We start from the raw sequence: 26315 nt of genomic DNA, 5'->3' as shown, positions 1-26315 counted from the left end.
GAAACGCAAGCGCGGGAGATCAGGCGACCACGAGGTCTGCTCGGGGACGCGTACCCGCGATGAGTTCCGCGTTGGGTTCGTCGACGGTCTCGATCCAGGCGCGCGCCTGGGCTTCGGTCTTCCCGGCGGCGATGTGCCGTTTCAGCAGCCGCTCGCGTCGGACCTCCGCGTCCGCGTCGACGTAGACGAGGCGATGGAGGAGGGGCCGCACGCCGTCCCACCCGGGTTCGTCGAGCCCGAGGTAGTTGCCCTCGACGATCACGAGTCGTGCGGTGGTGGGCACGATGAGCGACGCCGCGATCGGCTCGCCGACGGTGTGGTCGAAGTCGGGTACGTACACGGTCTCGTTGCCGTCGGCGATGCGCTGAAGCACGGCAACGAATCCCGCGGCGTCGAAGGTGTCGGGTGCGCCTTTGCGGTCGCGGTGGCCGAGTCGATCGAGGACGGCGTTCGACAGATGGAAGCCGTCCATTGGCACGTACCCGACGGCGTCGGCGCCCGGTGTCGACGAGAAGTCGTCGACGAGCGTCCGTGCGAGCGTCGTCTTCCCGGCGCCCGGAGGCCCGGTGACGCCGACGAGCACTCGGTCGGCCGTGTCGAGGAGAGCCGAGATGTCCTCTCGAACGGGCATCAGCTGCCGCGGTACGTCGAATACGCGAAGGGGCTCAGCAGCACCGGGACATGGTAGTGGTGATCGGCGGCGTCGATCTCGAAGCAGATGTCGATCTCGGGGTAGAACGCCTTGATGTCGTTGTCGGAGAACCAGTTCCCGGTGTCGAAGACCAGGTGGTAGATGCCCGGGACAAGCGGTTCGGGGTTGATCTCGCCGATACGACCATCCGAATCGGTCTGTCCCGAGGACAATTCGGTGCCGGAGGCGTCCTGCAGAGACACCTCGACGCCGACGGCCGGGGCGCCCGACGTCGCGTCGAGTACATGGGTGGACAGGCCGGTCATGCGGAAGCTCCCTCGTCGGTGTCGTGTGTCGCCAGCATACGGATGAGGCGGCTGCGGTTGATCTTCGCCAGTTCGGCACGCATCACGCGGCGTTCGGTCTCGGCGTCGTTGTCGATGCGCTTCTTGAGGATCCCGAGCAGTTCGTGCGCCGGGCGGCCGTTGGCGAAGACCAGATAGACATGCCCGAACCGCTGCTCGTACGCCGCGTTGAACTCCTCGAGTTCGGCGAGTACCGAGGGGTCGGCACCGGCGACGCCGGACTGTTCTCGCGCTGACGAGGCGTTGTCGGGCCGATCGCCGATCCGGGGATGCCCGGCGAGAGCTTCGTCGATGTCCGTCTCGGTCAGTTCGGTCAGGATCTGATCCGCCCGGTCCAGCAGGGCCTGCGCGTCGACGAAGGGGCGGGCCGTCGCCACTCGCCGCGCCCAGGTCGGCGAGCTGCAACAGGCGAGCAACCGTTCGACGCATGCGTCGACGCTCAGCTCGTTGAAGCGGCGGACGTCTCCTTCGTCGGCGGCATCGCGGCGATCGTCTGGGCGCACGCGTCCAGCTTAGGAGGTCGACCCGAGTATCGCCGGTTCACGGGCGGCGGACACATGGAAGATGGAACGGTGAAAGCGTTGCCGGAGGACAGCACGACCGGTTCGGTTCTCGGTGTGGTGCTCGCCGCCGGCGCCGGTACCCGGTACGGAATGCCGAAGATTCTCGCCCACGGCGGTGACTGGCTGGATGCGGCGACGAACGCGCTGCGGGCTGGCGGTTGCGTGGACATCGCGGTGACCATGGGCGCGGCGGTCGTCGAGCCGCCGGTCGGCGCCACCGCGCTCGTCGTCGACGATTGGGCCGAGGGAATAGGTGCGTCGGTGTCGGCGGCGCTGAGATGGGCGTCGCGTCGGCCCGGGATGGGCGGGCTGTTGCTCACCGTGGTCGACACCCCCGACGTCGGAGCCGACGTGGTGCGACGCATCCTCGAGACATCCGAAGGTCGGCGCGAGCGTCTGGTGCGTGCGGTCTTCGACGGCCGGCCGGGCCATCCGGTGTACATCGGTGCGGATCATCTCGGCCCTGCGCTCGAGGTCATCTGCGGCGACGTCGGTGCGCAGGCCTATCTGAGGAGCCGGGAGGTGACGGCGGTCGAGTGCGGGGATCTCGCGTCGGGTGAGGACGTCGACACCAGGGGATGAACCGGCGGTGACATGCCCATTCGGAGCGTGCCCATTTCGAGACCTTCTCGTCGCCGTTCCGGTGCATGGGGATCCCGCTCCTGGCGAGCGAGGGTGCATAGGGTGCAGACAGAGCCCGCATCGGTACAGCCAGAACCGGTGCACACCGGGCCGTAAGGACCATCACCGGCGAAGAAGGTGATCACGTGGCGCGAGGACACCACCGTCGAATCGTCGCGATGATCGCCGCGCTGGCCGCGGGTCTCGGAGTGGCCGCGTGCTCGGTGTCGCCGGAACCGCAGGCCGCGTCGCCCGCCGCCACGCAGGACGCCCATCTGCCACCGGGCTTCGACACCACCTTCCGCTGGTCGGCCACGCCGGTGCTCGACCCGCAGTCGGCCGAGGGGACCTTCGTGCGCGCCTACGTCGAGTCCTTCGAGCTCGCCAACGCCGGCGCCTCGGTCGAGTGGGGTTATCCGGGATTCGCCGAGGCCTCACCGTCGAACATCGACCAGATGGTGACGGCCTACCCGTCCGGCGTCTCGGACGCCCGACGTCAGGTGGGCAGTGCGTTCTATACGGGCATGCGGCGCACCGACGACGCCGACTGGACGCGAATCGTGCTGTGCCGACAGGGATATCACTCGGTCGAGCGTGACGGGGCCGGACCCGACCGGAGCTGGGCGATCGGATACGACACGTCCCGGCCCGTCGAGATCGACATCCGGCGCACCGGCGACCGGCCACCGGCAGCCCCGCGTGGTGGTCAACGGACGCCGGAGGTGAATGTCTTCGGCGGCTGGTACACCTCGCGATACGACTTCGCTGCGCTGTATCCGACGCCGACGACTGACCAGAAGGTCTGTGCGGCAACGCGACAGGCGGGGATGCCGCACTGGCTGCCGACGCAGGGCGACGACCCGTGGCCGGTGTCACCGGCGGTCCCGGGCTGGTCAGCCTACCCGGGCGTCGGCTGAGGCCCGCTCAGTTGTCCGGCAGTCCCTCCAGCAGGTCGTCGAGGTGGACGGGCAGGTCTCGGACGCGCACACCTGTTGCGTTGTAGACGGCGTTGACGACTGCTGCGGCGCTGCCGACGATGCCGATCTCACCGGCACCTCGGGAACCCATCGGCGTCGCGTGTTCGTCGGGGTCGTCGAGCCAGATGGCGTCGACGTCGGCGATGTCCGCGTGCACGGGGACGTGGTACTCGGCCAGGTCCTGGGTGACGACGTGACCGAAACGCGGGTCCCGGACGCTCTCCTCGTACAAGGCCATCGAGATGCCGAAGGTCATGCCGCCGATGAGCTGTGATCGCACCGTCCGCGGGTTGATGGCGCGTCCTATCGAGAACACGCCGAGCATGCGGGGGATGCGGATCTCACCGGTGTCGACGTCGACGTGGACCTCGACGAAGTGGGCGCCGAACGAGGCGATGGTGAATTTCTCCAGATCGGGGTTCTCGTCGGTCCTCGCGCTGACCTCGGCGCCGTCCGCGGGATCGTCGCCGAAACGTGTCCGGAAGCGTTGTGCCGCGGTGACTATCGCCGAACCCCACGACGAGGTGCCCGACGAGCCGCCCGCGACGGTGGCGCTCGGCAGGGTGCTGTCACCGATCTGGAGGTCGATGCGGTCCGGCTCGACTCCCAGCGCGTCGGCGGCGATGAGTGTCAGCGCGGTCCAGGCGCCGGTCCCGATGTCGGTGGCCGCGATGCTCACCGAATACCGGGTGCCCCGGTACGAGATCGAGGCTTCGTTGCCCGGGTTCACCATGTGCGGGTATGTCGAGGAGGCGACACCGAATCCGACGAGATGCCGGCCGTCCCGGTGTGTCCCGGGTTCTGGACGACGACGGTCCCAGCCGAATCGTTCGGCGCCCGCGCGGAGGCATTCGACGAGCTGTCGCGACGACCACGGCTTCCCGGTCTCGGGATCGTCGGCGGGTTCGTTGCGGATACGCAGCTCGATCGGGTCGAGCCCCACGGCATGGGCGAGTTCGTCCATCGCCACCTCGCCGGCATACATCCCCGGCGCCTCGCCCGGCGCACGCATCCAGAACGGCGGCGGGACGTCGAGTGGTACGACGTGGTGATCGGTGCGGCGGTGCGGCGCGGTGTACATCATCCGCGACGAGACGGCGGCCTGCTCGGCGAACTCCTTGGCATGTGCGCTGTGGGTGTGCGCCTCGTGGATCAGCGCGGTGATGTTGCCGTCGGCGTCCGCGGCGATGCGGAGTCGGGATCGCGTGGGCGCGCGGTGGCCGACGTAGGCGAACATGTGCTGGCGTGTGACCGCGAACTTCACGGCCCGGCCGGGCACCCTCATCGCGGCCATGGCGGCCAGGACGTCGTGTGAGTGGGGTGAACCCTTGGACCCGAACCCGCCCCCGACATGCGGGGCGATCACCCGCATCTGTGCGGGTTCGAGTCCAAGGACGGGAGCCAACGCGGAGACCACGCCCTGCGTCGACTGCGTCGAGTCGTACAGGGTGAGGAGCTCCTCGTCGGGCGCCCACAATGCGACCACGGTGTGTGGCTCCATCGGATTGTTGTGCTCTTCGGGCGTCGAATACCACTCGTCGACCACGACGGTGCCCTCCGGCGGATCCGCCAGAATTCGTTCGGGTTCTCCTGTCTCGGAGGTGGTTTCGAATCCGCCGTTGACCTTCGCGGGCCGGTAGCGATTGGGGTGGTCGACGCGGAATGCGGTGTCGTGGGGAGCCTCGTCGTAGGACACCGTCACGGATGCGGCTGCCTCCCGGGCGATTTCGGGTGACTCCGCGATCACCGCGCCGATGAGCTGGCCGCGGTAGGAGACCTCCGGGGACTGCAGGATCGTGAGATCGCCGTCGGAGGTGTCGGCGAGACGCGGCGCGTTGTCGACGGTGAGGACCGTGACGACGCCGTCGGTCGACTCGGCCGCCGCGGTGTCCATCGAGGTGACCCGGCCCCGGGCGACGGTCGCGGTGACCGGCCACAGGTACACCGCGTCGGTGACGTGTTCGTAGGCGTACGGAGCTGTGCCGCGGACTTTTTCGACGCCGTCGATCCGGGCGTGGCCGATCGGGGCTGGAGACGATCCGACGACGCTCATCGGGTGGTCAGCTCCTCGAGAACAGCGGTCAGGGTGCGTCGGACGAGGGGGATCTTGAATTCGTTTCCGTCGAGCGGCCGGGCGGCGGCGAGTTCGGCGTCGGCGGCCTCGGCGAACAGTTCGCGCGAGGGTTGCTGCCCGCGGAGCACGGCCTCGGCCCGTTCGGCGCGCCACGGCTTGTGGGCGACGCCGCCGAATGCGACCCGCGCATCCGCGATCGTCCCATCGTTCAGACTGATCTCGGCGCCGACCGAGACCAGCGCGAACGCATACGATGTACGGTCGCGGACCTTGCGATAGGTCGACGCCGATCCGGGGGTCGGGGCGGGCAGGTCGATCGCGACGATCACGTCGTGGGGCTCGAGAACCGTGTCGCGGTCGGGATGTTCACCGGGTAGCCGGTACAGCGCACGCACGTCGAAGTCACGTTCACCGTCCGGGCCCTGCACCACGACGCGTGCGTCCAGGGCGGTGAGCGCCACGGCCAGGTCCGACGGGTGGGTGGCCACGCAGATTGCCTGGGCATCGGTGTCGGGCGCCCCGAGCACGGCGTGATAGCGCGTGTAGCCGCCGATCGCCGAGCACCCGCTGCCGGGTGTGCGTTTGTTGCACGGGGTCGTGACGTCCTGGAAGTAGACGCATCGTGTCCGCTGCAGCAGGTTTCCGGCGTTGGTCGCCAGGTTGCGCAGCTGAGGGGATGCGCCCGAGAGCAGGGCGCGTGCAAGCATGGGGTAGCGACGGCGGACCAGGGGATGGGCGGCGGTGTCGGCGTTGCGCGCCGTCGCGCCGAGACGCAGTGAACCATCCGGATTTTCGCCGATCTGGTCCAGAGGAAGTCGTGAGATGTCCACCAGTGCAGGCGGGTTGGCGATGCCCAGCTTCATGTGGTCGACGAGGTTCGTGCCGCCCGCGAGCAGCTTCGCGCCGGGATGGTCGCGGAGGAAGTCGACCGCGCCGGCCACGTCGTCGGCGCGTTCGTAGGTGAAGGGGATCAACGTCCCGCCGCCTGCCGGATCGCCACGACGATGTTGGGATAGGCCGCGCAGCGACACAGGTTGCCGCTCATCCGTTCCCGGATCTCGTCATCGCTGAGGGGTTCGTCCGAGGTGTCGGGGTCGAGGTCGTCGGTGGCGTGACTCGGGTGCCCGTTCTTGGCCTCGTCGAGCATGCCGGCGGCCGAACACACCTGGCCCGGCGTGCAGTACCCGCACTGGAAGGCGTCCTGATCGATGAACGCCTGCTGGAGTGGGTGGAGGTCGTCGGCGTCGGCGAGTCCCTCGGCGGTCACGATCTCGGTGCCCTCGTAGCTGACGGCGAACGACAGGCAACTGATGATGCGGCGACCATCGACGAGGACGGTGCACGAGCCGCACTGACCGTGATCACAACCCTTCTTGGGCGAGAAGATGCCCAGACGGTCCCGGAGGCCGTCCAGGAGGGTGGTGCGCGTGTCCACCACGACATCGCGGGCGACACCGTTGACCGACAGAGAAACCCTGGCTTCCACAGGGCGCGGATACCCGTCGGCATGGGGGTTAAACCACGGTTTACGGCGTCTCCCGCGGTATCCGGCCGGTGCGGTGGCGCGCCGCGATGTTCAGCCCGAGGGTCGATCCGTCTGGAACAATCGGCGGAATGGCCCCCTCGAGACCCAGAGTCGTCGTCATCGGAGCAGGATTCGCGGGCATGCACTGCGTCCGTCGACTGCGGAAGGCCGCGGTCGACGTGACCCTGGTCGACCGCGGAACCAGCCACGTCTTCCAGCCGCTGCTCTACCAATGCGCCACCGGGTTGCTGTCCGAAGGTGCGATCTCCAGCCCGATCCGGCACCTGACCCGGCGTCAGCGCAATCTCGATGTCGTACTGGGTGAGGCCGCCGGCATCGACGTCGAGACACGCGAGATCATCGTGGACCGTCTCGACCGGTCGTCGTTCCGTCTGCCCTACGACTACCTCGTCGTCGGAGCCGGTATGCGTACCGCGTATCGAGGCAACGATCAGTTCGCGAAATACGCACCGGGGATGAAGTCGCTCGACGACGCGCTGACGATCCGCCGCAAGATCATGGCCGCCTTCGAGATGGCGGAGACGATCACCGATCCCGCGGAACAGCGATCCTGGCTGACCTTCGCGGTCGCGGGCGGAGGACCGACGGGGGTCGAGTTGGCCGGGCAGATCCGTGAGCTCGCGACCCGCGCCCTCGAGCGTGAATACGACGCCATCGATCCCGCCCAGGCACGAGTGCTGTTGCTGCACGGCGGGGATCGGGTGCTGCCGTCATTCGATGCACGACTGTCGGCGAGTGCACAGCGAACCCTCGACGCCCTGGGCGTCGAGACGCACCTCGGGGTGCACGTGACCGGTGTGGGCGACGACTACGTGGAGACGACCCGCAAAGCCGACAAGCACAAAGAGGTGTATCCGGCGCGGACGACGCTGTGGACCACCGGCGTCGAGGCCGTCCCGTTCGCCACCACCCTGGCCACGGCCCTCGGCGTCGAGCAGGATCGGTCAGGGAGGATCCCGGTGGAATCAGACCTCTCGGTGCCCGGCCATCCCGACGTGTTCGTGGCCGGCGACATGATGGCGTACAAGGACCTGGCCGGTGTCGCCGAGGTCGCCATGCAGGGCGGTCACCACGTCGGTCGGGTGATCGCGGAAAGCGTTGCAGGGCAGCGGGAACGGGCGCCGTTCAAGTACCGGGACCTCGGGACCGCCGCCTACATCGCGCGGCGCCACGCCATCGTGCAGTCGGGGCGTTTCCAGATGTCGGGGTTCACCGGATGGGTCGCGTGGGGCGCCATCCACATCGCCTTCCTGGCCGGCGTCCGAAACCGCCTGGGAACCGTGATGACGTGGGGCGCAACCCTGATGACCGATTCCCGCCGGGAACGGGCGATCATCTACGGCGACACCGAGACCGCCCGGACACCGTACGCGCGCCGGGAACCGAAATAGGTCCGCCGCGTCGTCCGTTGAGAGGTTGTCGTCCGGTCGACCTCATTTCGACTTCCAGACCTCGATCGGAGATGAAGTCTGGGAGTCGGCGACGACTCCGGCGCGTGAACGCCGCGACCGCCGCGCCCGGTTCAGAGATGGCTCAGAAACCAGTCGCGGGCCAGGACCGCGACCTGCTCGAGCGCACCCGTCTCCTCGAAGAGGTGGGTGGCACCGGGTACCACGGTGATCTCACATTCGGCGGTGATCGATTCTCGAGCACGCTGATTCAGGTCGAGGACCAGTTCGTCTCGTCCGCCGACGATCAGCAGGGTGGGCGCTGTGGTCATGGCCAGTGCGTCGCCGGCGAGATCCGGCCGACCGCCGCGCGACACTATCGCCTGGACATCCACACCAGGGTCGGTGGCGGCACGCAACGCGGCGCCCGCCCCGGTACTCGCGCCGAAGTAGCCGACCGGCAACGACCCCACGTCCGTTCGGGCGGCGAGCCAGGTGGTGACATCGACCAATCTTCGCGCCAGCAGGTCGATGTCGAAGACGTTGGCGCGGGTGAGTTCTTCCTCCGGCGTCAGCAGGTCGAACAGCAAGGTGGCGATCCCGGCCGCGTTGAGGACGTCGGCCACGTAGATGTTGCGGGAGCTGAACCGGCTGCTTCCGCTGCCATGCGCGAAAACGACCACTCCTTTGGCGTTCTCGGGAACGGTGAGGTGTCCCGCGACCTTGACCGGTCCCGCTTCCACCTCGACCTCGTGGTCACCCGCGCGGTGACCGTCGGCTTGAGAGTTCATGTCTTCTCACCATTCAGGTTGTCTGGTTCGGTTGCGGGCTGTCGTGCGCGCCCGGTCGAGCAGACTGCCGACCTCATCGTCGAGATGGACGGCCAGGTGGCGGCAGGCGTCGGCCCGATTCAACTGCATGTTCGCCTCCGTCCGTGCCGTGAGGGGTGTCCGGTCCTTGCAGTATCCATCGGTCGAGAGGGGCAATGTCACCGAATCGCTCACCGGAGAGCTCGGCGGGCGGGAGCATGCGGCCTGACCCGGAGGCCGTGCGGACTCCGGGCCCAAAATGTCCGAACGGCGTGTCGAGCGGGCTGATCGCATGCTACGGATAGAGGCGTAAGAGGATTGCGGCACATCCCTGAGGAGCCCTGATCATGAACCGACGTCAGAAAGCGCTGGTTTCGTCCTTTGCCGCGATCACGATCGGGGTCGCCGTCGTGGGTTGTGGCAGCGACACCACGTCATCTGAGGGCACCACTTCGGCGACCACTGCGGTGAGTACCGAGACGGGTTCTGCGACGACGGGTTCTGCGACGACGGGGAACGGCGACGACTCGGGCGGCGAGACCTTCGGTGGTCTGCCTGTTTACGAGCCGTCCGATCAGGTCAGCAAGGCGCCCGGATCGCTGGTTCTCACCTCGCCGGACTCGGTGGAGAAGATCGGCGAGTTCTACAAGAACGCAGTCCGGGACGGGGACTGGGACATCGTGTCGGAGACGGTGTCACGGTTTGCGGCCAGCATCACGGTCAAGAAGAGGGGCAGGGGAGCGTCCATCAACGTGGCCCCCGGCACCGACGGATCGGTGATCTCGATCAGCAGCTACCCCTCGCTCTGAGTCCGTCAGCCGAGTCGTCGGGCTCGGCGTAAGACACGAAGGCCAGGTCAGACGAAGGTCAGGGTAGTCAGTCCTTCACCGGCGTCATCTGCTTGCCGCAACAGATCTCCCGGTGTTCCATTCCTTCGGGGCATGGGCACTCTTTCTCATAGACGAGCCGCGCTCCACACCCTTGGCACTCGTAGCGGTCTCCGGCGTTCCGGGGCATCTGAACCTCCGTGGGATAGTTCCGCACCGTCTGGACCGGCACTCACATCGTTCGATGAGCCGAACCGGCCGGCGGTCGGTTGAGTTGTTTCCGGTGACGTCTTCGGATTCAACCACGTCGACTGTCCGGAGGGACGGTCTTGGTCTGAAAACCGTCGAGTGGCCGGACCCGGTCGGGTATCCGATACACATGTGACCACTGGTGCACAGCAGTACCTGACGCCTGGCAGACGATGTCGTCTGGCAGGCCCCGTCAGACTGTTCCGCGGAACGCTTGTCCGTCGTCGCGGAGCCTGGTATTCAGATTAGAACACGTTCTAATTCTGACCTGGCGAGGAGTCTGTATGCACACCCCGATCTGCGACGAACTCGGTATCGAGTTCCCGATCTTCGCGTTCACCCACTGTCGTGACGTGGTGGTCGCGGTCAGCAAGGCGGGTGGCTACGGAGTACTCGGCGCGGTGGGCTTCACGCCGGAGCAGCTCGAGATCGAGTTGAACTGGATCGACGAGCACATCGGCGACCACCCGTACGGTGTCGACATCGTGATCCCCAACAAGTACGAGGGCATGGACTCGAACATGTCGGGCGAGGAGCTGACCAAGCTGCTCCAGTCGATGGTGCCGAACGAGACCCTGGAATTCGGACGCAAGCTGCTCCGCGACCACGGGGTGCCCCTCGCCGAGGACGACGACAACTCGCTGCAGCTGCTCGGTTGGACCGAGGCCACCGCGACACCGCAGGTGGAGATCGCGCTGCAGCATCCGAAGGTCACGCTGATCGCCAACGCGCTCGGCACGCCCCCGAAGGACATGATCGAGAAGATCCAGGCGGCCGGTCGCAAGGTCGCGGCGCTGTGCGGCTCCCCGAAGCAGGCGCGCAAGCATGCCGACGCCGGGGTCGACATCATCATCGCCCAGGGCGGAGAGGGCGGTGGTCACTGTGGTGAGGTCGGTTCGATCGTGCTGTGGCCGCAGGTCGTCAAAGAGGTTGCGCCCGTGCCGGTTCTGGCTGCCGGTGGTATCGGCAGCGGCGAGCAGATCGCGGCTGCGCTCGCGCTCGGCGCGCAGGGCGCGTGGAGCGGATCGCAGTGGCTGATGGTCGAAGAGGCCGAGAACACCCCTGTCCAGCAGCAGACCTACATCGATGCGTCGAGCCGTGACACCGTACGCAGTCGCTCGTTCACCGGCAAACCGTGTCGCATGCTGCGCAACGACTGGACCGAGGCGTGGGAAAACCCGGAGAACCCCGATCCGCTGGGGATGCCGTTGCAGTACATGGTCTCCGGTATGGCGGTCGCCGCGACGCACAAGCATCCCGACGAGAGCATCGACGTCGCCTTCAATCCCGTCGGTCAGGTGGTCGGGCAGTTCCGCAAGGTCGAGAAGACGTCGGCGGTCATCGAGCGCTGGGTGACCGAGTACATCGAGGCGACCGGCAATCTGGACACGTTCGCCAACGCGACGACCTAGACCGGACGAGGGGCGGGCTCATCCGGCGGATGCTCGGACCAGGGCTCGCCTTTCGTTCCGGTCATCGCGGATACGCCGGACCTGGGTTCGCACATCGGCGACGACCTCCCGCGTCGACGACGCGGGTTGGCGGAGTGCGCCGAGGATGAGGCTGGGGAGAGCGGTCAGCGGGAGCATCGACGACGGCGCCTGGACGCGGTTGTAGATGTCGCTCAGGATCTGTGCGTACTCGGGGCGATCCCGAGCGCGGTGGTAGAGCTCGTATTCGAGTGGGGAGGGCGGCAAGCCGGACGCCAGCACGTTCGTCCACTGGTAGATCTCGACGCAGTCCTGCTCGCGTCGAGCGGCCCATTCCGCGGTGGCGGCGTCGACCGCGTCGGGGTCGGGACCACCGCGAGAGCCGAGAATCGGGGCGAGTCGCTCGCCGAGCAACCGGCCGTACCGGTAGGCGTCGCGGATTCCCTGTGCGGTGACCGGATCCTTGAAGTGGCCGGCGTCGCCGGGCAGTGCCCATCCCGGTCCGCTCGACCGGCGGAAGTACGACTCGATTCCGGTGCACGACCGCACCCGGGACACCATTTCCGCGCCCTCGAGGCGTCGTGCCAGGCCGGGCAGCGCTGCGACGCCCGCGCGGTAGGCATCGGTGACCTTACGCCCGTGGAACTCGTCATCGAGCTCGACAGGCGGTTGCAGCAGGCACAGCGTCTGGCCGGCGTCGCAGGGGAATGCGGTGCCGAGCAACCCGTCGACCCGCCATTGGGAGGCGATGTGGCGCAGGTCGTCTCGTGGGTCCGTCCAGTAGGCGAAGTAGCACGATCGGCCACTCCGGGAGGAAATCAGCGGGGTCTGCGCTCCCACCTCGCGGGCCACGACGCTCTTGCGGCCGTCGGCTCCGATGACGATGGGAGCAATCGCCGCCCGTTCGTGGTCGTCGGGATCGGTATAACGGATGCCGGTGACGCGCCCGTCATCGGAGATCAATCCCGTTGCCCGACACTGTTGCCGGATGTCGGCTCCGAGGGACGACGCCGTCCGGACGAGGGCGTCGTCGAGATGTGAACGCCGCAGACACATTCCGTAGTCGATATCGGACACCGGCGAATACCCGGTGCGCCAGCCGATCTCGTCGAGGATGGCCTCGGCGATGGGAAGACGTGGCGCGCCCGCCTCCTCGACGGCGGGCAGGGCGCCGAGTGCGTGGATCTCGGCCAGGGTCGACGGCCACAGCAGATGCGTGGAGAGTGTGTCGGAGGGGAAGCGCGCCGAATCGATGACCAGGACGTGCAATCCGCGGCCGGCGAGTGCGATCGCGGTGGCAGATCCGGCGCAGCGCGCGCCGACGATGATGGCGTCGAACTCCTCGGCTGCGTTCACTCCGGTGTGGCTCACCGCGACCTCCATCGGCTCGGACCGGCCTCTGGTCAACGAACAGTAGTCGCCGAACGCACAGGTGCGTGGCGACTTCTGTCCGATTGCCTGTCAGAAGGGTGGCGGGTTTGCTTGGTTCCAACGCTGTTCGGCGCGTCGGGCCCGGCGGGACCTCGTGTCTCGCTGAGTGGCGTGCCGGACGCGCGCCGGATGATCGGGTGAGCGAATCGGTGCGAGATGGCCGAACAGATCACGGCCGTTGTAGGCGTTGCCCACGAACAGGTGTCCGGTGGGTGTGGTGAACCAGGCGGTCAGGAACTCGTCCTGGTAGTCCTGCCAGCTGGTGAAGGTCTTGATCCGGTGGTGAAACCGGCAGAGTGGTTTCAGGTTGCGTTCGAGGGTGCGTCCACCACGGTCGGGATGCTGATGGTCGAACGGCCGGGTGTGATCGAGGTCGATCTGCCACACCGGCGCATTGCATCCCGGGAAGGTGCAGCACAGTTCGCCGGCCCGCACCAGGGCTTGCAGCTTCTTCGACGGAACGTAACGCAGCGCCGATTCCGGGCTGGGCGCGACGGTGGGGTGCAGGTAGGTGCGTCGGGCTTCGGCGAGCAGCTTGCGTGCGGTTTCGGCGTCGATGATGCCCTGGCCATCGAGAAACGCCGGATCGTCGTCGAGGCCCATGAGGGTGGAAAGATTGGCGATGATGAAGTAGTTCGCCCGCGGAGCTGTCTTGTCGGCGGCGCAGGAGCACGGCATGGGTCCTGGGTCGACGTGGTGAGGGTCGACCGTCGGGGCATCCTCGGGTACAGCGGTCTCCCCGAATTCTGTTGCGGAAGACGAACAATCGTTGCATGTGCAGGCTAGTGAAGTCGCGCCGCGAGCCAGTGCGACCAGCGCATCGGCGCGACGTTGTGCAACAGTGCGAGGGTCGGCGGCATGTACTTCGGCCGCCATCGCGGACAAGCGGGCGTCGAACGCGGCAGCGTCGGCGATCGGTAGTGTCCCGGACAGGCGGGATTGTCCGGGGTTGAACCGATCGGGTCCGACGGTGACCTTGCGGTCGTCGGTGGCTCGCTCGCGACGCCTGCGCACTGCCTCGGGTGCCCACTTGGCGACGATGGCGTCGACCATGGCGGTGAACCGGGTCGTCGACATCGGTGCGCGGGCGAAGATCGCCTCGGCCAGATGTGCATCCACCGTCTGCATCTCATCGGCGTCGGTGACGAGGTCGGTTCGCTTGATCGCGATGAGGAAACGCTTCTTGTCGATGCGGCCGCAGGCCAGTGCGTGACCGGTGAACGACAGTCGATACCGCAGGGCGTCACCGGCCATGATGAGTTCTCGGGCCTCTGCCGGCGTCATGGTCAGGGTGGCGCCGACCTCGGCGATGGCCTGCTCGAGACCGTTCGGCCCGAACTGTGCGTACGGGTCCTCACCGGCGGCCGCTCGAGCAGCCAGCTCGTCGAACGCCTCGATCGAGTCGAGCTGTCCGCTGTGCACCTCGGCGCGACGCGCGGCATAGTCCATTTCCCGTTCGTCGTGAATGAGGCTGGCAACGGTCATCATTCGGTGGGCTGTCGACGCGGCGAGCCCGGCGCAGTGATTCAAGACCTCGATCAGCTCAGGGGCTGAGAGTTCGGTATCGGGACGCAGCGTGGGCTCGACAGAGTCTTCTGTGATGCCTGCCGAATCCGTGGATTCGATGCCCGCCCCCCGCGCCATGACACAACCGTACTCGAATATGTGTTCGAGTCAAGTGGTCTCCAGTGCGTCAAGCCTTCTGGCGGGCTCGCTGAGTGCAGGATCTTGACGCGCAGGGACTTGAAAAGAAGCTGTGACCGACGCCGAACACGCCCTCACCCGTTGCCGGCGACCGTTGGTTTCGACTACTCGCGGGTGTACTCGGCGATGTCGATGTCGTGTTCGGCGGCCAGTGCTCGGAGCTTCTCGGCGTCGTCGAGTTGGATGCAGACGCAGGCGTGTAGGCCATCGTCGTCGCGGCGCACGATGTAGTAGGCGTTGCTGTCGGTGAGTTGATCACCGTTGGCGCCGTAGAAGATCCACCGCACCTTGACCAGGCTGATCGCGGTGGTGAGGTGTTCGACGTTCAGGCATTCGTGGCTGACCGATGCCAAGCCGAGTTCGCGGTAGAGCGGGTAGGACTGCTCAAGGCTGTGTGCCATGGTCTCGCGGTCGTCGACGACACCGGCGAAACGATCATCGATGATCATGCCCGGGATGGCCCACAACTGTGCAGCCGCGGTCGAGTCGAAGGCACTCAGCGTAGCGGCATAGCGGGTCAGGTAGTCGTCGATTTCCGGGTCGATCTGGTTCATGTCTCTGAACCTATTACCAACGACCTATTACCAACGCCGTCGCAGCTATGTCGGCTTGCGGGCATGTGGGTTCGAGACGAGGGCGTCAGAGCATCCTGAACGCATTCTGGGCCGTGCCGAACGGGCCAATGCAGACAGGCGCTGAAAGCCCGGAGGGGAGAGCGACACCTGACACTCGCGGTCGATTCAGCCGATCGAACGCGAGAGGGGTTCGGCCACAGTGAGATCCAGCGCACCTTCGGCAAACCGTGACACTGGCCCGATCGCAGCGTCGAGCGCCGCGTCGTAGCCGTCGCGCGCCTGACCCCACAGATGGCCGGCGGCGCCGTCCGGCGTGACTCCGATCAACGCGATGAGTTCACCGGTTGTGGGGATGCAGATGGCCCACACGAAACGCGTCTCGGCCTCCCAGTCGGAGTTCGCTGCCTCGACGTAGTCGGCGGGGGAGTCGACCCCGAGAAGAGACAACGCCGGGACGTCGGTGATCCGGTCGTCCGCACGAAGCGAACGCAGATACCACGTCCCGGCGTTGATCTCGACTGGTTGCACGATGTCCCTTCGATACGCTCGCAGGCTCGCTACTCAGGGAGCGGGTGGCTCGCAAGCTCGCTACTCGGGGAGCGAGCCACGAAGGCCGGCGAGGTTGCCTCACCAGGCCTTCGTGGCTCGTCGCTATCGCTCCTCGCACCTCAGGCAGCGAGGGTGGTCGCTCGCACCTCAGGCAGCAGGGTGGTTACTCGGACCTCAGGCAGCAAGGGTGGTTCCTCGCACCTCAGGCAGCTAGGGTGGTCGCTCGCACCTCAGGCAGCGAGTGGGTTACTTCAGCTCGAGCAGCACGGTGCCCTGGGTGACCGCGGCGCCGGCCTCGATGGCCAGACCGGTGACCACGCCGTCCTTGTGGGCGGTGACCGGGTTCTCCATCTTCATCGCCTCGAGGACGACGACCAGATCACCGGCGGAGACTTCCTGGCCCTCTTCCACGGCGACCTTGACGACGGTGCCCTGCATCGGAGCGGCCACGGCGTCACCGGAGACGGCTGCGCCGCCGCCCTTCTTGCGCGAGCGGGCCTTCGGCTTCTTGCGGATGACACCGTTCGTCGAGCCGCCGCCGCCACCAAGGGCGAGATCACCCGGCAGCGAGACCTCGACGCGGCGTCCGCCGACCTCGACCACGACCTTCTGACGCGGTGCGGCGTCGTCTTCCTCGATCGGCTCTCCACCGGTGTACGGCTCGATCGGGTTCTCCCAATCGGTCTCGATCCACTTGGTGTAGACGTCGAACTTCTCGCCGTCGCCGATGAACGCCGGGTTGGAGACGATGTGGCGGTGGAACGGGATGACCGTGGCGAGGCCCTCGACCTGGAACTCGGCGAGTGCGCGACGCGAACGCTCGAGCGCCTGCTCGCGGGTCTCGCCGGTGACGATCAGCTTGGCCAGCATCGAGTCGAACTGGCCGCCGATGACGTCGCCCTCGACAACACCGGAGTCGACGCGCACGCCGGGTCCGGTGGGCTCCTTGTAGACCGAGATGGGGCCGGGGGCCGGCAGGAAGTTGCGGCCGGCGTCCTCGCCGTTGATGCGGAACTCGAAGGCGTGGCCGCGCGGGGTCGGATCCTCGGTGAACTCGAGCTTCTCGCCGTTGGCGATGCGGAACTGCTGACGGACGAGGTCGATGCCCGCGGTCTCCTCGGTGACCGGGTGCTCGACCTGCAGACGGGTGTTGACCTCGAGGAACGAGACCAGGCCGTCGTTGCCGACCAGGAACTCGACGGTGCCCGCGCCGTAGTAGCCGGCCTCGCGGCAGATGGCCTTGGCGGACTCGTGGATCTTGGTGCGCTGCTCGTCGGTCAGGAACGGCGCCGGGGCCTCCTCGACGAGCTTCTGGAAACGACGCTGCAGCGAGCAGTCGCGGGTACCGGCGACGATGACGTTGCCGTGCTGGTCGGCGATAACCTGCGCCTCGACGTGGCGGGCCTTGTCCAGGTAGCGCTCCACGAAGCACTCACCGCGACCGAACGCGGCGATGGCCTCACGCGTCGCCGACTCGAACAGGTGCGGGATCTCTTCGATGGTGTAGGCGACCTTCATGCCGCGACCGCCACCGCCGAAGGCGGCCTTGATCGCGACGGGCACGCCGTGCTCCTTGGCGAAGGCGACGACCTCGTCGGCGTCCTTGACCGGGTCCTTGGTGCCGGGCGCCATCGGTGCGTCGGCCTTCAGCGCGATGTGACGGGCGGTGACCTTGTCGCCGAGGTCACGGATCGACTGGGGTGACGGTCCGATCCAGATCAGCCCGGCGTCGATGACGGCCTGGGCGAAGTCGGCGTTCTCGGACAGGAAGCCGTAACCGGGGTGGATCGCGTCGGCGCCCGACTTGGCGGCGGCGTCGAGGATCTTGTCGAAGACCAGGTACGACTCGGCCGAGGTCTGGCCGCCCAGTGCGAAAGCCTCGTCGGCGAGCTTGACGAACAGTGCGTCCGCGTCGGGCTCGGCGTACACGGCGACGCTCGCGAGGCCCGCATCCCGGGCTGCGCGGATCACACGGACAGCGATCTCGCCTCGATTGGCGATGAGGACCTTGCTGATTGCGGTACTGGGCACTTGTTCTCCTGGGCCTTACTCGTACTCAGGTGCTCACGACGCGCGGTGGCGCGTGCGACACGGTTGTCGGACAACGGTCAAGACGGTGGTGCAGCCTTCGCCGGCCGGGATGCGGACGGTGAGGGCGCGGACGACGCCGGGAGTCCGGGCGTCGCGACCTTCCGGCAAATACAGTAGCCCACCGAGCAATCGTTCGGTGGAGCCGTGGGTCACAACGCGCGGGAGAATGTGCTCGCATCACCGAGGCGCCGTACGAGTTCGGCGAAATTGTGCAGGTAGGCGTGTACGGGACCGAGGGTCGGGTCGATGTCACTCGCCTCCGCGTCGAGCGGAAAAGGTGACGCATCCGGCATCGGGGCCCCGACGGGGGGAATGTCGGTCGACGACTCGGCGACGCCGAGTTCGCGGAGCGGGGATTCGCGCGGGAAACGGGCCGAATAGCGCAAACCGGACGGGGTCCGGTTGATCCAGATGTAGACCTCGTGCGGGGAGTAGCTGTGGCTGCGAATCACCTTTGCGCGGCCGGCGTCGGCCGCCCCGGCGCCCGGCGCGTACCGGGTGTCGATGAACGAGATCACGAACCGCGGCTCACCGTGGTGGCCGATCAGGTCGGCCACGCGAAGGAAGGGTAGCGAGGCGCCCCGGCGACCGCGCTTGAGGACGGCCGTGGCGCGGGTGACCGCCTGATCGAAGGTCGGGGAGTCGGACATGTCCATCCAGAACGGCGCGACGCCCACGAACCACCCCAGCGCGGTCAGCCACTGCGTGTCGTCACGGGTGTGCCGGGGCAGCACGCAGCGGAACTCCGCGTCGTCGGTCATCTCGTGATGGACCATCGCGAACGCGGCGAGGATGCCCGCGGTCAGCGTTCCGCCGGCCTCCGAACAGATCGCGGTGAACCGGTTGGCGGTCTCGTCGTCGGCGACGACGCCCCACAGCGACTCCTGCGGGATCGTCGTCTCCTCGAAGTACTCCTGATCGGCCTCGTCCCCGATTCCGCCGCTGGTGCCCTCCGGGGACCGCAGCAGGGCCGGCATGTCGCCGGCGCCCGTGCGCAGGAACTCCGACCACAGGGCCACCGCCGGATGGTCGCCGCCGGTCTGGTCGGCGCGGCGTCGTTCCTCGGCGCTGAAGTCGACGTAGCTGCCGACCGCGGGCAGGTTGGCGGTCCGGTGTTCGCGCGCCGCGCGGTACAGCGAGACGAGCTCCTGCTGGGCCATGATCAGCGAGTAGCCGTCGACCAGGGAGTGGTCCGCGGCGAACAGCAGGGTGAACGAGTCGGCGCGTCCCACCGTCGCGAACAGGTAGGCGGGCCAGTGCAGCGGCGCGGTGGCACGGTCGAAGGAGCCGCCCAGCTGCTCGACGAGGGGGCCGGGCTCGGCGAACCAGCCGATGCGTCCCATCTTGAGTTTCACGGTGCCGGGGTCGGTGGTGAGCCGCTGCAGGCCCGTCCCCTTGATCACGACGTGGCTGCGCAGGACCTCGTGACGGTCGATCCACTGGGTCAGCACCGAGCGGATCGCCGGGATCGACAATGGTTCGTCGAACTCGATCGACAGGCCCAGCCAGGCCTCCCGCCCACCCTCGCGCTGGGTCCGCACCCGATAGTCGAAGGCGGCACGCAGATGCTGTTCGTGGTTGTGCGAGGTCAGGCGGGGATCAGGACGCCAGGCGCCCAACCCGCCCGAGACATAGGGGGTCCACTCGACGAGACCCCCCGGTGCGATCGGCTCGTCGCGGATCTGGATGAACTTCATACCCCGGGTGTGTCGGACCCGGAACCGGCCGTCTGATCGCGCACCTGCGCCTTGATCCGGCCGAGCATGCCCGCCATACCCCGGAGGCGGAGCAGACTGACCGCGCTGCCCAGACCGAGGTCGTAGTAGAAGTCCGACGGGACGTCGAGGATCTCCTGCGCCGACGCGGTGTCGAGACCCTGGTGCAGGATCGCCGCGAATCCGCGCGTCGTCGGCGCCTCGCGCGGCGCGGTGAAGTACAGCCGTACCGATTCCGGATCGCCGGCGTCGACGGACAGGAACACCGGTGACTGGCACTCGGGTACCGGTTCCATCGCCTCCTGTTGCAGATGCTCAGGGAGGTCGGGGAGTTCGCCGGCGAATTCCAGGAGCAAGGTGATCTTGTCGGAATCACCAAGTGCGGCAAAGTCTTCGACGATTTCTGCCAGGGCTGGGGGCAAGCTCATCGTCGGTCAGGGCTCACTTGCGGCCGGGCGCGGCACCCGGCTCGTCGCCGACGGCGATGGGTACGCGAACCGCGTTGCCCCACTCGGTCCACGATCCGTCGTAGTTGCGAACCCTGGTGTGCCCAAGCAGATGGGTCAGCACGAACCAGGTGTGGCTGGAACGCTCGCCGATGCGGCAGTAGGCGATCATCGGGGTGCCCTTGTCGAAGTCGCCGTAGATCTCGTCGAGCTCGGCGCGGGGACGGAAACGGCCGTCCGGAGCGGCGGCCTTGGCCCACGGGATCGACACCGCGGTGGGGATGTGACCGCCGCGCAGCGCGCCCTCCTCGGGGTAGTCGGGCATGTGGGTGCGCTCGCCGGTGTACTCCTGCGGCGAGCGGACATCCACGAGCGGCTCGGTGCCGAGCGCCTCGAGGACCTGCGGGGCGAAGGCACGGATCTTCGTGTCGTCGCGCTCGACGACGGGGTAGTCCGACCGCGGGTACTCGGGGACGTCGAAGGAGGTGTCCCGGTCCTCGGCCATCCACGCGTCGCGACCACCGTCGAGCAGGCGCACGTCCTCGTGACCGAACAGCGTGAACACCCAGAGTGCGTACGCCGCCCACCAGTTGCTCTTGTCGCCGTAGATGACGACGGTGTCGTCGCGCTCGATTCCCTTGCTGCGCATCAGTTCTGCGAACTGTTCGCCGTCGATGTAGTCGCGGGTGACCGGGTCGTTGAGGTGCAGGTGCCAGTCGATCTTCTGCGCGGTCGGGATGTGGCCGATGTCGTAGAGCAGCACGTCCTCATCGGATTCGATGATCTTGAGGCCCTTGGCGCCGAGATGAGCCGACAGCCACTGGGTGGTCACCAACCGCTCGGGGTGGGCGTACTCGGCGAAGGCCGGATTCGGGTCGGTTTCAACACTCACGGTCTGTTCTCCAGCTTGGTGCGTTCGGGCGTCTCGACATACATCGCGCGGACCGTGACCGGTCCCGGATACAAAGGGTAGGGCATGGGCGCGTCCGACTGCCCGGTGGCAGATGGGCTCCCGTCCGTCGCAGCTGGTGAGGGCGTGCTTCGGACGGATGACAAACCCCAGGTCAACGGGTGGTTGCCTGCTAAGTTCGCCCAATGATCGATCGACGTGGGGCTCGCGTGGAGCGCCGGGATGTCTCGCGAATGGTCCGGTGGAGCGTTCCGTTGGCGGTGCTGGTGCTCGCCGTCACGAGTGGATGTTCGCTCATCTCCTCCGACGACCCGTCGAGCCCGGCGCCGTCGGCGTCGGCCTCGACGTCGACCTCCTCGTCACCGGGATCGCCGACACCGAGTACACGGTCGAGCATCCCGTCGTCGACGCCGGGCGACGCCGACCCCAGGGGATGCCGTCCGGACGACTGCCCGAAGCTGGCGACGCCGACGGCGGAACTCATGACCAGCGGGGTGAATTCGTCCAACGTCGACACCGCGGTACCGAAGTACCTCACCACGCTGCTCGACGACCTCGACCAGACGTGGGGTGGATGGTTCGGTGAACTCGGTTGGGGTGACCCCGCACCGGGACGGGCCCTGATCGAGTCGGGCACGTCGTTCGCCACCGAATGCATCGACGAGGACGGGGCGTCCAACCGGATTCCGTCCGACGAGGCGAACGCCTTCTTCTGCGGGGTCGACGAGGAACCCAACGGCGACGGCCAGGAGACCGAGGGCAGCATCGTGCTGCCGGTCGACACCTTCGCCGCCATCTGGGACGGGAACGTCTTCGGGGTGCCGTCGCCGATCGTCGGGGACTTCACCGCCGCGATCGTCGTCGCCCACGAGTACGGACACAACGTGGTGTTCCGGATGGCCGAGGCGTTCGGCATCCCGGAGCGGCGACTGCCTCAGGGTAAGAACAGCGAACTGATCGCCGACTGCCTCGCATCCAACTGGGCGGCCACGGCCTACCAGCGTGATGCGTTGGGCGCCAAGGAGATCCTGCAGGTCGCGACCCTGCTCCCGATCATCGGTGACACCGGCGGCGCGATGGGGCACGGGTCGGCGACCGAACGCGCGCGGGCGCTGACCATCGGCCTGACCGGACCGCAGTTCAATCGTCAGGGACAGCCGGTGGACTGCCTGCAGCGGTACTGGCCGGAGTTCTTCGAGGTGGGGTGACCCTTCGAGGCAGTGAGAATGGGTGTGGGTGGTCAGTGCTTCCAGAAGTCGGTGACCGACAACCCGACCTCGGTCAGGAGCCGGTGGACGAGCGGCAGACCGATCCCGATGACCGACGACGGATCGCCCTCGATGCGTTCGACCAGCCAGCCGCCGAGTCCGTCGAGGGTGAACGCACCCGCGACCTGTAGCGGTTCGCCGCTGTCCACATAGCGAGCGACCACGTCGTCGTCGGCATCGGTGAAATGGATTGTCGTGGAACTCGTCCCGGTCGCGCTGGTCGAGCCGCCATCGGGATCGAGCCGGATCAGGTGGTGGCCGGTGAGCAGGTCGGCGTTGCGGCCGCGCATCTCGGCCCACTGCGCGAGTGCACGTTCGGGCGTGTGCGGCTTGCCGAGCAGGCGGTCGTCGAGATGCAGCATCGAGTCACAGCCGATGACCACGACCGTCTCGCCGTTCTCGGCCGCACCGGCGATCTCCGGCAGTGCGGCGACCGACTCGGCCTTCGCCCGTGCCAGCTCGGCGACGACGGCGTCGGCGGGAGTGGCCGGCGGCAACTGTTCGAGCAGCGCGTCCTCGTCCACGTCGGAAACGCGCACCACCGGTTCGACACCGGCGGCGCGCAGGACCCGCAGGCGGGCCGGGGAGGCGGATCCGAGCACGAAGACCGGGCCGGCGGTGGCCGGCCCGGTCTCGTGTGTGTTCGACCCGATCTGGGAATCAGGCACTGTCAGTAGCGCAGATTGGTGAAGCTCGACGGTGCGCCCCACTGGGGACGGAGTCGATCGACCGGGCGACCCCAGTCGTTGCGGATCTCCGGTTCCGGCTCACCACCGCCGGCACCCGCGCCGGCCAGGACGCTCACCAGCACGGCGAGGTCCTCATCGGTCGGGTTGCCGTTGACGACGGTCAGGAACGGCTTCTCGGCTGCCTTCTCGGTGCTCTCGTTCACGGATGCCTCGTTCGCTGGGCTCTCACTCACAGGGGGATGTTCCCGTGCTTCTTCGGCGGCAGGTTGACCATCTTGCGCTCGAGCAGCTTGAGTGCGGTCGCGATCTGGCCGCGGGTGTGGCTCGGCGGGATGACCGCGTCGACGTAACCGCGGGCGGCGGCGACGTACGGGTTGACGAGGGTGTCCTCGTACTCCTGCTGCAGCTCGAGGCGCAGTGCGTCGACGTCCTCGCCCTTCGCAGCGGCCTCCTTGAGCTGATTGCGGTAGACGAATCCGACGGCGCCGGAGGCACCCATGACAGCGATCTGCGCCGTGGGCCATGCGAGGTTCACGTCGGCACCCATGTGCTTGGAGCCCATGACGTCGTAGGCGCCGCCGTAGGCCTTACGGGTGATGACGGTGATCTTGCCGACCGTCGCCTCGCCGTAGGCGTAGAGCAGCTTGGCGCCGCGGCGAATGATGCCGCGGTACTCCTGGTCGGTGCCGGGCAGGAAGCCGGGGACGTCGACCAGGGTGACGATCGGGATGTTGAAGGCGTCGCAGGTGCGCACGAAACGTGCGGCCTTCTCCGAGGCGTCGATGTCGAGGCAGCCGGCGAACTGGGTGGGCTGGTTGGCGACGATGCCCACACTGCGGCCGTCGACGCGGCCGTAACCGACGACGATGTTCTTCGCGTAATCGGCCTGGATCTCGAGGAACTCGTCGTCGTCGAGGATGCGACGGATGACCTCGTGCATGTCGTACGGCTGGTTCGGCGAATCCGGGATGAGCGTGTCGAGCTCGAGGTCCTCGTCGGTCAGGGTGTCCTCGATGGAGCCGGCGGCCGGCTGCGCGACCGGCAGACGCGGGGCATCGGCACGGTTGTTGCTCGGCAGGTAGCTCAGGAGTTCCTTGACGTACTCGAGCGCGTCCTCTTCGTCGGAGGCGACGTAGTGCGCGGTGCCCGACTTCGCCATGTGGGTACTCGCGCCGCCGAGTTCTTCCTGGGTGACCTCTTCGCCGGTGACGGTCTTGATGACGTCCGGGCCGGTGATGAACATCTGGCTGGTCTGGTCGACCATGACCACGAAGTCGGTCAGCGCCGGGGAGTACACGTGGCCGCCGGCGGCTGCACCCATGATCAGCGAGATCTGGGGGATGACACCGGAAGCGCGGACGTTGCGGTGGAAGATCTCGCCGTACAGGCCGAGCGAGACCACGCCTTCCTGGATACGGGCGCCGGCGCCGTCGTTGATGCCGATCAGCGGGCGGCCGGTCTTGATGGCGAGGTCCATGACCTTCACGATCTTCTCGCCGTAGACCTCGCCCAGGCTGCCGCCGAAGACGGTGGAATCCTGCGAGAACACGCAGACCTCGCGGCCGTCGATCGTGCCGTAGCCGGTGACCACACCGTCTCCGACCGGTCGACGCTCGGCGAGACCGAAGTTGGTGCTGCGATGCTTGGCGAGCGCGTCGAGTTCGACGAACGAGCCCTCGTCGAGCAGGTGGGTGATCCGCTCACGGGCGGTCAGCTTGCCCTTCGCATGAGTCTTCTCGACGGCGGCCTCGCCCACGGGGTGCTTCGCCTCTTCGAGGCGATTGCGCAGATCGGCGAGCTTCCCCGCTGTCGTGTGGATGTCGGGAGCGGCGGCATCGTCGCGTGAAGCTGTGGTCATGACTGTCGATGCTAACTACCCGAGTGTGAGCCACGTCAACCGGATCAACGTGAGATATCCCTCAGGTTCCCGAGCGATCGGTCGGTGGTTGTTCATTTGTTAGGTTCTTCAGACATGTCCCTCGACGCCGACCTGCTCCGGACCCGACTCGCCGACACGCGCTGGCACCGGATCGAGGTGGTCGATTCCACCGGGTCGACCAACGCCGATCTGGTGACCCGCGCGGCGACCGAACCGGTCGACGGCACGGTGCGCCTGACCACCGACCAGACCGCAGGTCGCGGACGGCACGCGAGGGCCTGGACCGCGCCGCGCGGGACGCAGCTGGCGATGTCGGCGGCGGTCGACGTCGGCGAGCACACCGAACACCTCGGCTGGTTGTCATTGCTGGCCGGGCTCGCCGCGGCGCAGGGAATCAGTGAGGCGATCGGCGTGCGGCCGGGTCTCAAGTGGCCCAACGACGTGCTGATCGACGGGCGCAAGACCGCCGGAATCCTCTCGGAGTACACGCGTTCACCCCACACCCGGCACGGGGACGGAGGGGTGGCCGTGATCGGCACCGGCCTCAACACGACGATGTCCGAGGACCAGCTCCCGGTCCCGACCGCCACCTCGCTGCAGTTGGCGACCGGTGAGGACGTCCCGCTCACCGAGCTGGCGGCGTCGTACCTGCGGGCACTGTCGGATCTGCTCGACCGGTGGCCGAACGACGTCGACGGACTCGCGGCGCGCTACCGGGAGGACAGTGACACCATCGGGCGCCGCGTACGCCTGGTGCTGCCGGGCGACGAGGAGGTCATCGGGACCGCAACCGGCGTCGACGCGTCCGGGCGGATCGTCGTCGACGCCGACGGCCGTCAGGTGATCGCGGCCGCCGGGGACGTCACGCACCTGCGGCCGGTCTGACTTCGACGGGGCTCAGCCGGCGACAGACGGGGCCTAGCGCTGCAGACTCTTGACGCCCATCGCCGGGATGATCGTCAACGGCGGAAGACCGATGACGAAATGCAGGATCGCGGTCTCGATGCCGACCGAGGTCTGCTGATAGGTGAGGATCGGGATCAGCACCGCCGCCACCAGGAGCAGCCCCACGATCCAGCGATAGAACTGGTTGGGCGCCGGCGTGATGAGCTGCAGCACATACCAGAGCGCGCCGGCGGCGAGTGCGCACAGGAATCCCACGACACCGAACCAGATCTCGCTGGCCGCCACCGGGTTCCAGACACCGAGCTTGCCGGACTCGTTCACCTTCTCGACGAACGCCGCGATGATCCAGGCGACCAGCCACGCAGCGAGGCCGGTGACCACACCGGTCATCACCACGCCACCGGCGAAGGTGACCGGGTTGACGTCGGGTCCGCGTCGCGGCGCCCGGTCCGGCCGTGGTTGCTCGACGTACCCGCCCGGTGCGGCGGGCCCGTCGGCCGGGTACGGATCCCGGTAAGGCTCGGCATACGGATCCTGCCGGCTGTAGGCACGCGAGTCGGGGTTGTACCCGGATTCGTAGCGAGCGGTCCGTGGGTCGGGATCGCGGTGCGGGCCCCGCGGGTCCTGGTAGGTCATGACAATTCTCCTCGCCGACCGCCCCAACGTGCCCGG

The 26315-nt window shown here is 67.5% G+C and carries 27 protein-coding genes and 1 pseudogene; 7 read left to right on the top strand and 21 right to left on the bottom strand.

All coding sequences use genetic code 11. The annotated features are described in order from the left end of the window. Window positions 1-19: 19 nt before the first annotated feature. Genes NWF34_RS13790 through uraD form a run of 3 tightly spaced genes read right to left on the bottom strand, consistent with a single transcriptional unit; the run spans window position 20 to window position 1499 of the window. On the bottom strand, window positions 20-631 hold the full coding sequence (locus tag NWF34_RS13790) for a nucleoside/nucleotide kinase family protein (RefSeq protein ID WP_024497247.1): 612 nt from the start codon (window positions 629-631) through the stop codon (window positions 20-22). Beyond that, the gene (gene uraH, locus NWF34_RS13785; protein ID WP_024497248.1) at window positions 631-957 is read right to left on the bottom strand and encodes a hydroxyisourate hydrolase; all 327 of its coding nucleotides are present in this window, start codon (window positions 955-957) and stop codon (window positions 631-633) included. The genes NWF34_RS13790 and uraH overlap by 1 nt, the downstream gene beginning before the upstream one ends. Further along, complete coding sequence (gene uraD / locus NWF34_RS13780; RefSeq protein WP_024497249.1) at window positions 954-1499, bottom strand: 2-oxo-4-hydroxy-4-carboxy-5-ureidoimidazoline decarboxylase; 546 nt, start codon at window positions 1497-1499, stop codon at window positions 954-956. Before uraD ends, uraH begins: the two co-directional genes overlap by 4 nt. A 54-nt stretch (window positions 1500-1553) precedes the next feature. On the opposite strand from uraD, the gene NWF34_RS13775 reads away from it, so the two are divergent. After that, a complete protein-coding gene (locus NWF34_RS13775) occupies window positions 1554-2141 on the top strand; it encodes an NTP transferase domain-containing protein (RefSeq protein ID WP_024497250.1) in 588 nt (195 codons plus the stop codon). A 218-nt stretch (window positions 2142-2359) separates the two neighbouring features. Continuing rightward, on the top strand, window positions 2360-3097 hold the full coding sequence (locus tag NWF34_RS13770) for a hypothetical protein (RefSeq protein WP_024497251.1): 738 nt from the start codon (window positions 2360-2362) through the stop codon (window positions 3095-3097). Window positions 3098-3104: 7 nt separating this feature from the next. Here NWF34_RS13770 and NWF34_RS13765 read toward each other — a convergent pair whose 3' ends face one another. From NWF34_RS13765 to NWF34_RS13755, 3 genes are read right to left on the bottom strand one after another with little or no spacing between them, the layout of a single operon-like run. Next, entirely contained in the window at window positions 3105-5210 is a 2106-nt protein-coding gene (locus NWF34_RS13765; protein WP_024497252.1) for a xanthine dehydrogenase family protein molybdopterin-binding subunit, read from the bottom strand. Further along, window positions 5207-6205 (bottom strand): xanthine dehydrogenase family protein subunit M, encoded by a 999-nt coding sequence (locus NWF34_RS13760; protein ID WP_024497253.1) that lies wholly within the window; start codon window positions 6203-6205, stop codon window positions 5207-5209. The genes NWF34_RS13765 and NWF34_RS13760 overlap by 4 nt, the downstream gene beginning before the upstream one ends. Then, a complete protein-coding gene (locus NWF34_RS13755; RefSeq protein WP_024497254.1) occupies window positions 6202-6717 on the bottom strand; it encodes a 2Fe-2S iron-sulfur cluster-binding protein in 516 nt (171 codons plus the stop codon). The genes NWF34_RS13760 and NWF34_RS13755 overlap by 4 nt, the downstream gene beginning before the upstream one ends. 128 nt (window positions 6718-6845) lie before the next feature. Between NWF34_RS13755 and NWF34_RS13750 the strand changes: the two genes are divergently transcribed. Further along, window positions 6846-8168, top strand: coding sequence for an NAD(P)/FAD-dependent oxidoreductase (locus NWF34_RS13750; protein WP_024497255.1), 1323 nt, complete (start codon window positions 6846-6848; stop codon window positions 8166-8168). 131 nt (window positions 8169-8299) lie between these two features. Here NWF34_RS13750 and NWF34_RS13745 read toward each other — a convergent pair. After that, a pseudogene (locus NWF34_RS13745) lies at window positions 8300-8923 on the bottom strand (dienelactone hydrolase family protein); the annotation flags it as partial. A gap of 39 nt (window positions 8924-8962) precedes the next feature. Further along, entirely contained in the window at window positions 8963-9085 is a 123-nt protein-coding gene (locus NWF34_RS13740; protein ID WP_258325314.1) for a hypothetical protein, read from the bottom strand. Window positions 9086-9321: 236 nt separating this feature from the next. On the opposite strand from NWF34_RS13740, the gene NWF34_RS13735 reads away from it, so the two are divergent. Both NWF34_RS13735 and NWF34_RS13730 read left to right on the top strand, forming a co-directional pair. Next, window positions 9322-9783 (top strand): hypothetical protein, encoded by a 462-nt coding sequence (locus NWF34_RS13735; RefSeq protein ID WP_024497256.1) that lies wholly within the window; start codon window positions 9322-9324, stop codon window positions 9781-9783. A 551-nt stretch (window positions 9784-10334) separates the two neighbouring features. Next, window positions 10335-11462: a nitronate monooxygenase gene (locus tag NWF34_RS13730; protein WP_024497257.1), complete on the top strand. Its 1128-nt coding sequence runs from the start codon at window positions 10335-10337 to the stop codon at window positions 11460-11462. Between the two features lie 18 nt (window positions 11463-11480). Here the strand turns inward: NWF34_RS13730 and NWF34_RS13725 are convergent, their stop codons facing one another. From NWF34_RS13725 to NWF34_RS13685, 9 genes are all read right to left on the bottom strand, one after another. Continuing rightward, a complete protein-coding gene (locus tag NWF34_RS13725) occupies window positions 11481-12851 on the bottom strand; it encodes an NAD(P)/FAD-dependent oxidoreductase (protein ID WP_258325313.1) in 1371 nt (456 codons plus the stop codon). A gap of 90 nt (window positions 12852-12941) precedes the next feature. Further along, entirely contained in the window at window positions 12942-14555 is a 1614-nt protein-coding gene (locus tag NWF34_RS13720; protein WP_375295673.1) for a DUF222 domain-containing protein, read from the bottom strand. Window positions 14556-14719: 164 nt separating this feature from the next. Continuing rightward, entirely contained in the window at window positions 14720-15169 is a 450-nt protein-coding gene (locus tag NWF34_RS13715; protein WP_024497271.1) for a hypothetical protein, read from the bottom strand. A 186-nt stretch (window positions 15170-15355) separates the two neighbouring features. After that, window positions 15356-15718, bottom strand: coding sequence for a hypothetical protein (locus NWF34_RS13710; protein ID WP_024497272.1), 363 nt, complete (start codon window positions 15716-15718; stop codon window positions 15356-15358). A 267-nt stretch (window positions 15719-15985) separates the two neighbouring features. Next, window positions 15986-17770, bottom strand: a complete 1785-nt coding sequence (locus NWF34_RS13705) for an acetyl/propionyl/methylcrotonyl-CoA carboxylase subunit alpha (RefSeq protein ID WP_024497273.1) — start codon at window positions 17768-17770, stop codon at window positions 15986-15988. A gap of 209 nt (window positions 17771-17979) precedes the next feature. Continuing rightward, on the bottom strand, window positions 17980-19527 hold the full coding sequence (locus NWF34_RS13700; RefSeq protein ID WP_024497274.1) for a condensation domain-containing protein: 1548 nt from the start codon (window positions 19525-19527) through the stop codon (window positions 17980-17982). Continuing rightward, complete coding sequence (locus NWF34_RS13695) at window positions 19524-19973, bottom strand: SufE family protein (RefSeq protein ID WP_006434573.1); 450 nt, start codon at window positions 19971-19973, stop codon at window positions 19524-19526. The genes NWF34_RS13700 and NWF34_RS13695 overlap by 4 nt, the downstream gene beginning before the upstream one ends. Window positions 19974-19986: 13 nt before the next feature. Then, on the bottom strand, window positions 19987-20883 hold the full coding sequence (locus tag NWF34_RS13690; RefSeq protein WP_258325311.1) for a sulfurtransferase: 897 nt from the start codon (window positions 20881-20883) through the stop codon (window positions 19987-19989). Window positions 20884-21073: 190 nt separating this feature from the next. Further along, complete coding sequence (locus NWF34_RS13685; RefSeq protein ID WP_006434575.1) at window positions 21074-21385, bottom strand: hypothetical protein; 312 nt, start codon at window positions 21383-21385, stop codon at window positions 21074-21076. On the opposite strand from NWF34_RS13685, the gene NWF34_RS13680 reads away from it, so the two are divergent. Then, window positions 21384-22109 carry a metalloprotease gene (locus tag NWF34_RS13680; RefSeq protein WP_024497277.1) on the top strand — a complete coding sequence of 242 codons (726 nt, stop codon included), beginning with the start codon at window positions 21384-21386 and terminating at the stop codon, window positions 22107-22109. The genes NWF34_RS13685 and NWF34_RS13680 overlap by 2 nt on opposite strands. Before the next feature lie 32 nt (window positions 22110-22141). On the opposite strand, the gene NWF34_RS13675 is transcribed toward NWF34_RS13680, so the two are convergent. From NWF34_RS13675 to NWF34_RS13665, 3 genes are read right to left on the bottom strand one after another with little or no spacing between them, the layout of a single operon-like run. After that, complete coding sequence (locus NWF34_RS13675; protein WP_024497278.1) at window positions 22142-22837, bottom strand: nucleoside triphosphate pyrophosphatase; 696 nt, start codon at window positions 22835-22837, stop codon at window positions 22142-22144. Window positions 22838-22839: 2 nt separating this feature from the next. Continuing rightward, window positions 22840-23091 (bottom strand): acyl-CoA carboxylase subunit epsilon, encoded by a 252-nt coding sequence (locus NWF34_RS13670; RefSeq protein ID WP_258325310.1) that lies wholly within the window; start codon window positions 23089-23091, stop codon window positions 22840-22842. Beyond that, on the bottom strand, window positions 23088-24716 hold the full coding sequence (locus NWF34_RS13665; RefSeq protein WP_024497280.1) for an acyl-CoA carboxylase subunit beta: 1629 nt from the start codon (window positions 24714-24716) through the stop codon (window positions 23088-23090). The genes NWF34_RS13670 and NWF34_RS13665 overlap by 4 nt, the downstream gene beginning before the upstream one ends. A 114-nt stretch (window positions 24717-24830) precedes the next feature. On the opposite strand from NWF34_RS13665, the gene NWF34_RS13660 reads away from it, so the two are divergent. Then, a complete protein-coding gene (locus NWF34_RS13660; protein ID WP_258325309.1) occupies window positions 24831-25622 on the top strand; it encodes a biotin--[acetyl-CoA-carboxylase] ligase in 792 nt (263 codons plus the stop codon). A gap of 33 nt (window positions 25623-25655) precedes the next feature. Here the strand turns inward: NWF34_RS13660 and NWF34_RS13655 are convergent, their stop codons facing one another. Continuing rightward, entirely contained in the window at window positions 25656-26279 is a 624-nt protein-coding gene (locus NWF34_RS13655; protein ID WP_258325308.1) for a hypothetical protein, read from the bottom strand. Between the last annotated feature and the right edge of the window lie 36 nt (window positions 26280-26315).

Source organism: Gordonia sp. GONU, from assembly GCF_024733855.1.
Taxonomy (GTDB): Bacteria; Actinomycetota; Actinomycetes; order Mycobacteriales; family Mycobacteriaceae; genus Gordonia; species Gordonia amicalis.
This window is presented reverse-complemented; position numbering and strand designations above follow the sequence as displayed.